The sequence below is a fragment of the Mesorhizobium sp. A556 genome (genome assembly GCF_054489545.1).
In genome coordinates, this window is sequence record NZ_JBTMXA010000009.1 from 101276 (window position 1) to 114307 (window position 13032).

Annotated in this window: 9 protein-coding genes; 7 read left to right on the forward strand and 2 right to left on the reverse strand. The window is 61.8% G+C overall.

What is annotated here, in order from left to right:
* Positions 1 to 121 precede the first annotated feature (121 nt).
* Together ACX3P0_RS17745 and ACX3P0_RS17750 are read left to right on the forward strand one after the other, a co-directional pair.
* Complete coding sequence (locus ACX3P0_RS17745; RefSeq protein ID WP_459090491.1) at positions 122 to 1345, forward strand: efflux RND transporter periplasmic adaptor subunit; 1224 nt, start codon at positions 122 to 124, stop codon at positions 1343 to 1345.
* On the forward strand, positions 1342 to 4425 hold the full coding sequence (locus ACX3P0_RS17750; protein ID WP_459080274.1) for an efflux RND transporter permease subunit: 3084 nt from the start codon (positions 1342 to 1344) through the stop codon (positions 4423 to 4425). Before ACX3P0_RS17745 ends, ACX3P0_RS17750 begins: the two co-directional genes overlap by 4 nt.
* A 204-nt stretch (positions 4426 to 4629) precedes the next feature.
* Here ACX3P0_RS17750 and ACX3P0_RS17755 read toward each other — a convergent pair whose 3' ends face one another.
* The gene (locus tag ACX3P0_RS17755; RefSeq protein WP_459090493.1) at positions 4630 to 5103 is read right to left on the reverse strand and encodes a VOC family protein; all 474 of its coding nucleotides are present in this window, start codon (positions 5101 to 5103) and stop codon (positions 4630 to 4632) included.
* Positions 5104 to 5362: 259 nt separating this feature from the next.
* Here ACX3P0_RS17755 and ilvD point away from each other — a divergent pair, with 259 nt between their 5' ends.
* The 5 genes from ilvD to ACX3P0_RS17780 all read left to right on the forward strand — a co-directional run bounded on the left by ilvD (position 5363) and on the right by ACX3P0_RS17780 (position 11885).
* A complete protein-coding gene (gene ilvD, locus ACX3P0_RS17760; RefSeq protein WP_459080272.1) occupies positions 5363 to 7198 on the forward strand; it encodes a dihydroxy-acid dehydratase in 1836 nt (611 codons plus the stop codon).
* A gap of 151 nt (positions 7199 to 7349) precedes the next feature.
* Positions 7350 to 8630, forward strand: coding sequence for an amidohydrolase family protein (locus ACX3P0_RS17765; protein ID WP_459080271.1), 1281 nt, complete (start codon positions 7350 to 7352; stop codon positions 8628 to 8630).
* A gap of 108 nt (positions 8631 to 8738) precedes the next feature.
* Entirely contained in the window at positions 8739 to 9653 is a 915-nt protein-coding gene (locus ACX3P0_RS17770) for a DMT family transporter (protein WP_459090495.1), read from the forward strand.
* 286 nt (positions 9654 to 9939) lie between these two features.
* Positions 9940 to 10662: a WecB/TagA/CpsF family glycosyltransferase gene (locus tag ACX3P0_RS17775; protein WP_459080375.1), complete on the forward strand. Its 723-nt coding sequence runs from the start codon at positions 9940 to 9942 to the stop codon at positions 10660 to 10662.
* Complete coding sequence (locus tag ACX3P0_RS17780) at positions 10659 to 11885, forward strand: FAD-dependent oxidoreductase (RefSeq protein ID WP_459090497.1); 1227 nt, start codon at positions 10659 to 10661, stop codon at positions 11883 to 11885. Before ACX3P0_RS17775 ends, ACX3P0_RS17780 begins: the two co-directional genes overlap by 4 nt.
* Before the next feature lie 33 nt (positions 11886 to 11918).
* Here ACX3P0_RS17780 and ACX3P0_RS17785 read toward each other — a convergent pair whose 3' ends face one another.
* On the reverse strand, positions 11919 to 13016 hold the full coding sequence (locus ACX3P0_RS17785) for a GNAT family N-acetyltransferase (RefSeq protein ID WP_459090499.1): 1098 nt from the start codon (positions 13014 to 13016) through the stop codon (positions 11919 to 11921).
* Between the last annotated feature and the right edge of the window lie 16 nt (positions 13017 to 13032).

Here is a 13032-nt window from a genome sequence, read left to right on the forward strand (position 1 = left end):
CAATTGACAAGACCGTCCAGACGGTACAGTAAGCGCCGGAGAATTTTCAGGCCGACATGCCGCGAAGACGTTCGCCCGCATTTTTCGCCATCAAAGCTCAATTCGACCGAGGGGACTTTTCTTGATCAAGCGCTTCATCATCGCCTTCGTCCTGCTCGTGCTCATTGGTGGCGGCATCGTCGGCTTCAACATTTTCCGCGACAACGCGATCAAGCAGTATTTCGCGACCATGAAGCCGCCGGCAGCGACGGTTTCGACCACGGTCGTCAAGCCGATGGAGTGGACACCGGGCGTTGAGGCGATCGGCACGGTCAGCGCCGTGCGCGGCGTCGACCTGACGGTGGAAACCACCGGCATCGTCAAGGAAATTCTTTTCCAGGCGAACCAGAAGGTGGAAGCCGGCGCCGTTCTCGTCCAACTCGACGATGCGGTTGAACGCGCCGATCTCGATGCGCAAAAGGCGCAGGCAGCTCTCGACCAGACGTCTCTGACGCGCGCCATCGAACTTCAAAAGCGCGGTGTCGGTTCAGAAGTCACACTGGACACGGCCAGGGCCACCGCTTCGGCCTCGGCGTCCCAGGTGACCAAGCTTGAAGCCGTTCTCGACCAGAAGCAGTTGAAAGCACCCTTTGCCGGTACGGTCGGCATCCCGAAAGTCGACCTTGGCCAATATCTGGCGCCGGGCACCGCCGTGGTGACGCTTCAGGATCTGGACACGATGCGGGTCGACTTCACGGTTCCCGAACAGCAGCTTGCGCTCGTTACGATAGGCCAGGCCGTGAAGCTCGGCACGGGCGGCGAAGACATGCCTTTCACAGGCACCATTCGCGGCATTGATCCGAAGATCGATCCGACGAGCCGGCTGGTCACGATCCGGGCCGAGGTCGCCAATACCGAAGGCAAGCTGACCCCCGGCCAGTTCGTTCAGGTGCGCGTTGAACTGCCAGCGGAAAAGAATGTGCTGGCGCTGCCACAGACGGCGCTCACTTCCAGCCTTTACGGCGATTTCATTTTCGTGGTGCATCCGGCCGACGCGAAGCCGGAGGCAAAGCCGGCGGAAGCCGGTGGAGCGGCACCGGCTGCTGCTGCCAAGGAGGGCGAGGCCAAGGATGCCGCCGGTGAGGCTGCAAAGCCGGCGGCTGAAGGGCCGGACCTGGTGCTGTCGCAGGTATTCGTCACGCCGGGACGCCGCAACGGCGACGTGGTTGAAATCCTTAAAGGGCTGGCCGCTGGCGACGAGGTGGTCACCGCCGGCCAGAACCGGCTGTCCAACGGCATGTCCGTTCATGTCGACAACACCATCGACCCGACCAAGCCCGCCAACCCGCAGGCAGCCGCGCAATGAGTATTTCCGACATATTCATCCGCCGCCCGGTCCTCTCGACCGTGCTGGCCTGCATGATCCTGCTTCTCGGGTTTCAGGGTATCTTCAATCTGTCGATCCGGCAGTATCCGAAGGTCGATGAGACGGCGATCACCATCACGACCGCCTATCCGGGCGCCAGCGCCGACCTGATCCAGGGGTTCATTTCGGCGCCAATCGCGCGCGCCGTTTCCTCCACCGAAAATGTCGATTACGTCACCTCGCAGAGCAGTCCCTCTGTGAGCACGGTCACCGTGCAGATGAAGCTCGGCTCCAACCCGGACGTGGCGCTGACCGAAGTCCTGTCGAAAGTGCAGGGCGTTCGCGGCACGCTGCCGACCGAGGCCAAGGACCCGGTCATCGTCAAGGGCACCGGCCAGCAATTCGCGATGATGTATCTGTCGATGCAGAATCCGAACATGACGCCCGAGCAGCTCACCGAATATATCGAGCGCGTCGTGCGGCCGCGCATGACGACGGTTGAAGGCGTGGCCGACGTGCAGATATTCGGCGCCGCCGATTATTCGATGCGTGTCTGGATCGACCCGATCAAGCTGGCCGCGCGCGGCATGACGGCGACCGACGTGCTGACGGCGATCAACAATTCGAATTTCCTGTCCGCGCCCGGCAAGGTCGAGAACGAATATGTCGTCTCTTCCATCACCGTGCGCTCGACGCTGCAGACGCCTGAAGCCTTCGCCCAGCTTCCGCTTCAATCCAAGGACGGCAATGTGGTGCGGTTGCGCGACGTGGCGCGGGTGGAGCTTGCGGCCGAAAGCACCGACACGAGGGTCAATTTCAACGGCAAGCCGGGCACCTTCCTCGCCATCTTCCCGACGCCAGCGGCGAATCCCCTGAGCACGGCGGAAGCGATCCACAAGATCGTGCCGTCGATCCAGGAAACCCTGCCCAAGGGCATGACCATCGTCATCGTCTATGATTCGACGGAGCAGATCAGCGCGTCGATCGATGAAGTGTTCAAGACCATCGCCGAGGCCGTCGCCATCGTTGTCGTGGTCATCCTGCTTTTCCTCGGCTCGTTCCGCTCGGTCCTGATGCCGATCGTCACGATCCCGCTGGCGCTGATCGGGGCTTGTTTCCTGCTCTATGCCGTCGGCTATTCGATCAATCTGCTGTCGCTGCTGGCCATGGTGCTTGCTATCGGCCTTGTTGTCGACGACGCCATCGTGGTGGTGGAAAACGTCCACCGGCACATGGAAGAGGATCACATGTCGCCGATGCAGGCGGCGTTCAGCGGCATGCGCGAAATTTCCTCGGCCATTGTCGCCATGACGCTGACGCTGGCTGCGGTGTTCGCGCCGCTTGCCTTCACCGGCGGCTTGACCGGTGCGCTGTTTCGCGAATTCGCCGTAACGCTGGCCGGTGCGGTGGTGCTGTCCGGCATCGTCGCCATCACCATCACGCCGATGATGGCGGCCCGCCTTCTGAAGGCAGGGACGGGCAGCCGTTTCCAGCGCATCGTCGACAGTACTTTTTCGCGCGTCGAGCATGGCTATGAGAAGCTGGTTAGCGGGTCGCTGAAATATCGCCCGGTAACGCTGATGATCGTCGCAGCGCTGGTTGCGCTGACGGGCTTCATGTTCGTCAACACGTCCAGCGAGCTGGCGCCGGAAGAAGACCAGGGCTTCCTGCTGTCGCTGGTGACCGGGCCGCGCTACGCAACGGCCGACTATACGGAAACCTACGTCAACCAGATACTGGACCTGGTGAAGGACGTGCCGGAAACACGCGCCTTGTTTGCCGCCACAGCCTTCGGCGGCGCGACCAACAGCGCTTTCGTCGGCTTTGCCTTCAAGGACTGGGCCGACCGCACCCGCTCGCAAAAAGAATTGCAGGCTGACATTCAGGGCAGGCTGTCCAATGTCGCAGGCGTCGAGGCTTTCGTGTTCGCGCCACCGACCTTGCCGGGGTCCGGCGGCGGCCTGCCGATCTCCATGGTGGTGCGCTCGACTGGTGACTCCAGCCAGGTCTATGAGGCTGCCGAGCAGATCAAGAACAAGGCGCAGGCTTCCGGGCGCTTCATCGTCGTGCAGAATTCGATGTCCTTCGATGCCCCGCAAGTCACGGTGACCATCGATCGCGATCGGGCGGCGGCGCTCAATATCCCTATCGCGGATATCGGCCGAACGCTGACGCTTCTGGTCGGCGGCGCGGAAGTGGCGCAATTCGACCGCGATTCCAACAGCTACGACATCATTCCGCAGGTGCCGCAGGAGTATCGTAACAATCCCGAGAAACTGGGTGACTTCTTCGTGCGCAGCGCGGCCGGCGACATGGTGCCGCTGTCGTCGGTGGTGAAAATATCCAACAACGCCTCTCCCGCCGCCATCGAGCAGTTCAACCAGTTGAATTCGGCGACGATTTCCGCGCTGCCGGTGCCCGGCGTCACGACAGGCGACGGTTTGAAAACGCTTGAGGACATCGCCACTGAGAGCCTGCCCGACACCTTCTTCGTCGATTATTCCGGCCAGTCGCGGCAGGAGAAGGAGCAGGGCAATACCATCCTGATTGCTTTCGCGGCGGCCATTCTGGTGATTTATCTGGTGCTTGCCGCGCAGTTCGAAAGCTTCCGCGATCCGCTCATCATCATGATGTCGGTGCCGCTGTCGATCTTCGGCGCCATCGTGCCGCTCAACCTCGGGCTAGGTACATTGAACATCTACACGCAGGTCGGCCTTATCACCCTCATCGGGTTGATAACCAAGCACGGCATTCTGCTGGTCGAGTTCGCCAACCAGCAGCGCGAAGTTCACGGCATGCGGCGGCGCGACGCCATCATCGCCTCGGCCAAGGTGCGCCTGCGCCCGATCCTGATGACCACAGCGGCCATGGCGCTTGGCGTCCTGCCGCTGATCACGTCGAGCGGGGCGGGTGCTGCGGCGCGCTACTCGATGGGTCTGGTGATCTTCACCGGCATCCTGATCGGCACGATGTTCACGCTGTTCGTGGTTCCGATGTTCTACACACTGATCGCCAGCAAGGACCTTCCGCAACATGCGGAAAAGCCGGACCCGAAACTGATGCCGGTCGCGGCCGACTGACCTGTTAGCGAACCCACGCTCGTCATCCTCTGCACAAGGCCGAGGATGATGAGCGTAAACAGGCGATGACGCTGGCGATTGGCCCAACGCGGATGATTCACAAAGAGCCGAATTTCGTCATTCCCGATCTCGTGAGCGACCGGAGAGTGTCGGGAATCCATGCCTCGGCGCCAAAAATGCACCGAGGCATTCAAGGTGTCGAAGCTATCCCTTAGCCGCTTCTTCGAGCTTGGCGACGTCGATCTTGACCATCTCCATCATCGCTTTCATAACGCGGGCGGCCTTGTCCTTGTCGGCATCGTTGAGAAGCCTTGGCAGGATTTCCGGCACGACCTGCCACGAAACGCCGTACTTGTCCTTCAGCCAACTGCACTGGACCTCCTTGCCGCCGTCGGCGGTCAGTTTATCCCAGAAATAATCGACCTCTTCTTGGTCCTTGCAGTCGATGGACAGCGAGATCGCCTCGGTGAAGTGGAATTCCGGCCCGCCGTTCAGCGCCTGGAACGTCTGCCCGTCGAGTTCGAACGTCACCATCAAGACGCTGCCTTGTTTGTCCGGTGCCTCCTTGCCCCAGCGCAGGATCTGGCCTGCCTTGGAATTCTTGAAGATCGAGACGTAGAAATTCATCGCGTCTTCCGCCTGTCCGTCGAACCACAGGCATGGGGTGATTTTCTGCATTTTCCGCTCCTTGACGTTGATCCCGCTTGATCGAAACCGGATGCCGGCTCCCGCCTCAGTGGCCGGCATCCTATTGCTGCCTGCTTCGAGGACGTCCCGAAGCCGGGCAATCCGACATCGTTGCCGATTTTTCTTCCCGGCCGTCTCGCTGGCGCAGTGCAAAACCGTGGCCAGCCTGAACGTTGGCGTATATAAAGCTCGCGGCTCAATTCAGGTTCCGCACCTCGATCGGCGCGGCGTAAGTTTCAAGGACAGTTTCATGCCTCCCTATCGTTCACGTACCACCACCCATGGCCGCAACATGGCCGGCGCGCGCGGCCTCTGGCGCGCCACCGGCATGAAGGACGGCGATTTCGGCAAGCCGATCATCGCGGTGGTGAATTCTTTCACGCAGTTCGTGCCCGGCCATGTGCATCTGAAAGACCTTGGCCAGCTTGTTGCACGTGAGATCGAGAAGGCCGGCGGCGTCGCCAAGGAATTCAACACCATCGCGGTCGATGACGGCATCGCCATGGGCCATGACGGCATGCTTTATTCGCTCCCCAGCCGCGAAATCATCGCCGACTCGGTCGAGTACATGGTCAACGCCCATTGCGCCGACGCCATGGTCTGTATCTCCAATTGCGACAAGATCACTCCCGGCATGCTGATGGCGTCGCTACGCCTCAACATCCCGACCGTGTTCGTTTCGGGCGGGCCGATGGAAGCCGGCAAGGTCGTCATCGCCGGCAAGACACAGGCGATGGACCTGGTCGACGCCATGGTGGCGGCGGCCGACGACAATGTGTCCGACGAGGACGTCAACGCCATCGAACGCGCGGCCTGTCCGACCTGTGGCTCGTGCTCGGGCATGTTCACCGCCAATTCCATGAACTGCCTGACCGAGGCGCTCGGCCTGTCGCTGCCCGGCAACGGTTCGACGCTGGCGACGCATGCTGACCGTAAGCGCCTGTTCGTCGAGGCCGGCCACGTGATCGTCGATCTTGCCCAGCGCTATTACGAGCAGAATGACGAGAGCGCGCTGCCGCGCAACATCGCCTCCAAAGGTGCGTTCGAAAACGCCATGACACTCGATATCGCCATGGGCGGCTCGACCAACACCGTGCTGCATATCCTCGCCGCCGCCCATGAAGGCGAGATCGATTTCGACCTTGCCGACATCGACCGGCTGTCGCGCCGCGTACCCTGCCTGTGCAAGGTGGCTCCGGCCAAGGCTGACGTCCACATGGAAGACGTGCACCGCGCCGGCGGCATCATGGCGATCCTGGGCCAACTCGACCGCGCCGGCCTCATCAACCGCGACCTGCCGACCGTTCATACCGCGACCCTCGGGCAGGCCATCGAGCATTGGGACATTTCCTCGACGAACAGCCAATCCGTGCGCGATTTTTACCTCGCGGCCCCCGGCGGCGTGCCAACCCAGACTGCCTTCAGCCAGGACCGGCGCTGGGACGATCTCGACCTTGATCGCGAGAACGGCGTCATCCGTTCGTCGGAGCATCCGTTCTCGAAGGATGGCGGCTTGGCCGTGCTCAAGGGCAATATCGCGCTCGATGGTTGCATAGTGAAGACGGCGGGCGTCGATGAATCGATCCTGAAATTCACCGGCCCGGCGCGCGTTTTCGAAAGCCAGGATTCGAGCACGCTCGCTATCCTCAACGGCAAGATCAAGCCGGGCGACGTGGTGGTGATCCGCTACGAGGGCCCGCGCGGCGGCCCCGGCATGCAGGAAATGCTGTATCCGACCAGCTATCTGAAGTCGAAAGGCCTCGGCAAAGTCTGCGCGCTGCTGACCGACGGACGCTTTTCGGGCGGCACGTCAGGCCTGTCCATCGGCCACGTTTCGCCGGAAGCCGAAGAAGGCGGGCTGATCGGGCTGGTGCGCGAAGGCGACACCATCGAGATCGACATCCCGAACCGCACCATCAACCTTGCTGTGGACGAGGCAGAACTGGCCAGCCGCCGCGCAGCCCAGGATGCCGCCGGCTGGAAGCCCACGGAAGTGCGCAAGCGCAAGGTCACGCAAGCGCTGCGCGCCTACGCCGCCTTCGCCACCAGCGCCGACAAGGGCGCGGTGCGCTACGTGCCGGAGTAGTTTCGGCGCTTTCCGGGGCGTGCGGACTGCGATGTTGCTGATGCCGTGAGACCGCAAATCAAAGCCGTGGACAGTCAGCGGCGGAATTGGCACACCGGTTTCCGGATGGCAGTGTGTTCACGAATATCCGGTCGAGACCAAGGACTAAAAAATGAGCTTCGACATCATCGTTGCCGGCTGCACGCTGCCTGACGGTAGGGTTGCGGACATCGGCATCAGAGGCGAAACCATCACGGCGATCGAGCCGAAACTTGACGCCGAGGCAAAGACCGTCATCGACGCCGCTGGCGATCTCGTTTCGCCACCCTTCGTCGATCCGCATTTCCATATGGATGCGACGCTCTCTTACGGTCTGCCGCGCATTAATGCGTCGGGCACGCTGCTGGAAGGCATCGCGCTGTGGGGCGAGTTAAAGCCGCTTTTGACGCATGAAGCCGTGCGTGACCGCGCGCTTGCCTATTGCGATTGGGCAGTTTCGATGGGTCTGCTTGCCATCCGCACCCATGTTGACACCTGCGACGACCGGCTGCTTGCGGTCGAGGCGCTGCTCGACGTGAAAAAGACGGTCGCGCCCCATATCGACCTGCAACTGGTCGCTTTTCCGCAGGACGGGTTCTATCGCTCGCCTACAGCCCGCGCGAATACTATTCGCGCTTTGGATAAGGGCGTTGAGATCGTCGGCGGCATCCCGCATTTCGAGCGCACCATGGCCGACGGCACCCGCTCGGTCACCGAACTGTGCGAGATCGCGGCCAAGCGCGGACTGATGGTCGACATGCATTGCGACGAGAGCGACGATCCGCTGTCGCGCCATGTCGAGCAACTGGCCTACGAGACGCAGCGCCTTGGCCTGCAGGGCAGGGTGGCCGGCTCGCACCTGACCTCCATGCATTCGATGGACAATTATTATGTCTCGAAGCTGTTGCCGCTGATCGCGGAAGCCGACCTGTCGGTCATCCCCAATCCACTCATCAACATGATGCTGCAGGGCCGCCACGACACCTATCCGAAGCGGCGCGGCCTGACCCGCGTGCCGGAAATGCTGAAACTCGGCATCCGCGTCGGCTGGGGCCAGGATTGCGTGCTCGATCCGTGGTATTCGCTGGGCACGGCGGACATGCTCGATGTCGCCTTCATGGGCCTGCACGCAGCCCAGATGTCGAGCCCGACTGACATGGCGAAGTGTTTCGACATGGTGACCAATGTCAACGCCGCCATCATGGGCCTCGACCATCTTGGCCTGGAAGTCGGCAAGCGCGCCAGCCTTGTGGTGCTCGATGCCGGCAACGCGATAGAGGCGGTTCGTCTGCGTCCCGACCGGCTATGGGTCGTCGCGCGCGGCAAGGTGGTGTCCCGCCGCGAAAAACGCGACGCTGTCCTGTCGCTTCCGGGCCGTCCCGCCTCGGTCAACCGGCGGCATAAAACCAGGTAGAGCGCCGCGCGTCCGCGTACTGATTCTGTGCTGGCTCCCCTCGTCAAACGGGGAGCGTTGCGCTAACACCTCGCCGACCGGCCATCGACCGGTAAGGACTTGCCGGCCATGACCTTCGTACAAAAGATTGGCGTGAAGAATCTTCTGCTGGCCGGTATCTTGCTGATGCTGGCCGGCGACTTCATGTTCGCGCTGAACGACGCCATGGGCAAATGGCTGGTCGCGTCCTTTTCCGTCGGTCAGGTCGTGCTGATCCGCTCCATCGGCGCGTTCATCGTGCTTGGGCCGATGCTGGCCAAGCAGGGCACCGAAAAGCTGTTCCACATGGAGCGGCGCGATCTTCAGTTCTGGCGCGTCGTCGCCACCACGCTCGATACTTCCTTCTTCTACGCGGCCGTGGTTTACCTGCCGCTGGCCGACGTCATGAGCTTCTATATGGCCGGGCCGATCTATGTCGCGGCGCTGTCGCACTTCCTGCTTGGCGAGAAAGTCGGCTGGCGCCGTTGGTCGGCGATCCTGATCGGCTTCTGCGGCGTGTTGATCATGCTCCGGCCGTCTACCTCCGCCCTTTCGCTGTCTTCGATCTTCGCGCTTGTCGGCAGCCTGTCCTTTGCCTTTGCCATCGTTCTCAACCGCCGGCTTCGCGGCACCAGCGACACCTCGCTCGTTACCTGGCAGACGGTCGGCACTCTTATCGTCGGCGGCGTGCTGACGATCGGCGCATGGCAGACGCCGAGCGCGTTCGACGTCGGTGCGATGCTGCTTCTAGGCATCGTTTCCTGCATCGCGCATCTGCTCATCACGAGAGCATTGAAGCTGGCCCCGGCCTCGACGCTGGCGCCGCTGCACTACACGCTGCTCTTGTGGGCAATTATTTTCGGCCTGGTCTTCTTTGGCGATGTGCCCTCCTCACGCATCCTGATCGGGGCCGGCATCATCGTGCTGGCCGGGCTGTTCATCTTCCATCGGAAGAACGTGGTCGATGAGGTCGTTCCCACGGACGTGCCCAAGGGCGTCAGCTGAGGCGGGACTGGAATTTCTTCAGGCGCAGTTGTTTGGTAGAAGAGTATCCATATAATTTGATTAAAGAAGTAAATATTAACTGATTTTTAACAATAGACTTCACCTGAGTCACGTTTTTCACTAAATATTCGGGAGATGATGCGCGCAATGGTGGCAATAGATATGTTACCCAAGCGCTGTAACGCCGGATGCATGCGCGGGCGCGCCGCATGGATGACAGGAGAATTTGGTGCTGCAGTGGCATGAGCGGAAACTGGACGACTTCCCTACCGCTTTGGTGGGCGGCATGCCTATCAGCACGGCGGACCGACAGGCCACGGCTGCGCTCATGATCCGGGCTGCCCGCGAACACAGCCGCGGCGACCGGCCGCTCTACTTCACGTCCGTCAACGGCGAGACGATCGCGCGGGCAAACGCCGACAAGGCGATCGCCGCCCTGTTCCGGAGTGCCGACCATATCGCCGCCGATGGGCAACCGCTGGTGCTGGCCTCGCGCTGGCTCTGCGCCCAGAAATTGCCGGAGCGGGTCGCGACGACCGACCTGTTCCACGACGTGGCCAAGCTTGCGGAAAAGAGCGGCTCGACCTTCTATCTGCTGGGCTCGACCGAAGCGGAAAATGCACGCGCGGTCGCCGTCATCGCGGCAACCTATCCGGCATTGAAAATTATCGGCCATTCGCACGGCTACCTGAAGGGCAAGGAACTCGAAGCCAAGCTGGACGAGATCGACGCGCTGGCGCCGGATATCCTCTGGCTGGGTCTGGGCGTGCCGCTGGAGCAGATTTTCGTCCGGGACTTCTCCACTCGGCTTGGCCATGTCGGCATCATCAAGACTTCGGGTGGCCTGTTCAATCATCTTTCGGGCAAGAATCCGAGAGCGCCGAACTGGATGCAGAAAGCCGGGCTGGAATGGCTGTGGCGGCTGCTGATCGAGCCGCGCCGGCTGTTCTGGCGTTATCTGACGACCAATCCCCGCGCCATCTATGCCATTTTGAGGTATTCCAAGTGAGTACTGGTCCTGCATCGGCCAGGACGCCTTCCATCGACGCCGATATCGTCATTATTGGCGCGGGCCTTAGCGGCACGCTTGCTGCCATCGTGCTTGGCCGCGCCGGCTATGATGTGGTCCTCATCGATCGAAATGCGGTCTGCCCGCCGGAATTCCGCGTCGAGAAGATTGGCGGCGTCCAACTCGCCATGATGGAACGGGCGGGCATGCTCGGCATATTGTCGGCGAACGCCACCCGGTTCGACGGGATCGTCAATGCCCGCAAGGGACGCATTCTCGACAAAACCAAGGGGACGTATTACGGTTTCCGATACGGCGAGATCGTGGCAACCATGCGTCGCCACCTGCCGGACAATGTCCGTTTCGTCGTCGGCCGGGCGGACGCCATCGCCACAAGCCCCGACCGGCAAAGCGTGACTGTCGCGGAATTCGGCGATGTGAGCGCGCGGCTGGTCGTGCTGGCGACCGGCATGGGCGACATGCTGCGCCGCACGGTCGGCATCGAGCGCCAGGTCATCCACCAGCGGCAGTCGCTTACCTTCGGCTTCGATGTCAGATCGCTGGCCGACAGCGGCTTCAGGCACCCCGCCTTGACCTATTATGGCGAACAGGTTTCCGACGGCATCGATTATCTCAGCCTGTTTCCCGTGGGCGGCGCAACCCGCGCGAACCTGTTCACCTTCCGCGAGGTCGGCGACCCCTGGGTAAAGGCGTTCCGGCAGAACCCGAAGGAGACGCTGGCCGCAACCCTGCCCGGATTGGCTGGCGTTTTCGGCGATTTCGAGATCGTTTCCCCGGTGCAGAACTGGCTGATGGACATAGCCGTGTCGGAAAATTGCCGGCAGGACGGCATCGTCCTGATCGGAGACGCCTACCAGACATCCTGTCCGGCCGCCGGCACCGGCGTGGCGCGCCTGCTCAACGACGTCGAACGGCTGTGCACGGCCTGCGTCCCGGTCTGGTTGTCGACGCCTGGAATGCCGGCCGCCAAGATCGGCGAATTCTACGACGACGAGCAAAAGCGCGGGGCTGACGCCCACTCCCTGGAGCTGGCGCAATACCGCAGGAGCCTGACCACCGAAACGAACCTTCGCTGGCGCGCGCGCCGGCTGATGTCGTTTTCGAAACGCCGGACATTCTCCGGCCTGGAACGCTACGTTCCATCTGTGGTGGCGGCTCTGGTGGCGGTCCTGCAAAATGTTCGCGGTGAACGTTTCATCTGATTGTCTTTGCGCCGGCAGGCCGGAAAAGAACGCTCAGTCCGCCGACGGGGCGCGGTTGAAGATGCGGCGCGCAAGCTTCTTGACCGCCGGCAATCTCTCTACCGCCAGGCCCGCGGCATAGCCGAGCAGGCTGCCGTGGCGGGAAATCTGCCACATGGCCGATGGTTCCGAGCCGAAAGTGAGCTTGTAGGGTTCGTCGCCGATGGTGAAATCGAGGAAGCTCTCACCCCGCTCGATGCAGTCCCGGGCAACCTGTTCGAACATCAGGCTTCCGATCGACATGTTCTTGAAGTCGAAATCGAAACCGCCAAGGATGACGAGCAGCGAGTTGCGGTGCGCGAGGCCAAGCGCGACGGCGATGGGCTTTTCATCGAGCCACATCGCATAAGTGCGCGCCGAGCCGTCGCGTCCCGCCATGGCGACGGCAGTATAGAAATCGTAATAGGGCGGCAATTGCAGCAGGTCGCCGGTGCCGTCGCGGTACTTGAACCGCTCTCCGCGATAGACGCGCATCGCCTGGAACGCTGTCGCCATGGCATCCGGGTCGGTGACGCATTCGAAGCGAACCTCGCCGCGACGATGCAACTGCCGGGATTTCTTGGCGATTTCCTTGCCGTAGGACTGCGTTATCCGTTTTTCCCGCCATTCGGGAAACGATGCTTCGAGCTTCGAGGCGTAGGCGCTCATGCCCATGTCTTCGCGCGCGTCGATGCCGAGCAGCTTTTCCAAGCGGAGCGAGCAGTCGGCCAGTTTGCCGATCCGCAGCAGGTCGTAGGGTTTCAGCAGGCGCTGGATGGCCGCGACGCTGGCACTATCGGCGACAATCGCGTCGAATGTCTTGGCATCGGCCACGGGCGAGGCGTAGTCCGACACGCGCAAATCCGCGAACTCGATGACCCGCAGCCCGGCGTAGCGCCGCCGCACAAGCGGCAACACCAGCGCCAGACGCTTGTCTGCCTGAATGCGGACAACGATGATCAACGGGGCAGCCGAATTCGGCCCCATCAGCTTTGCGTAGAGCGATGAAAGCCAGTGCGGGTGCTGAAAGGCCGAAGCCTCTGATTCATCGAACAGTTTTCGATATTCCGAAGACTGGAAATCGAATGAATTTTCAACGGCTACTTCGAACATGATCTACCCGGCGCTT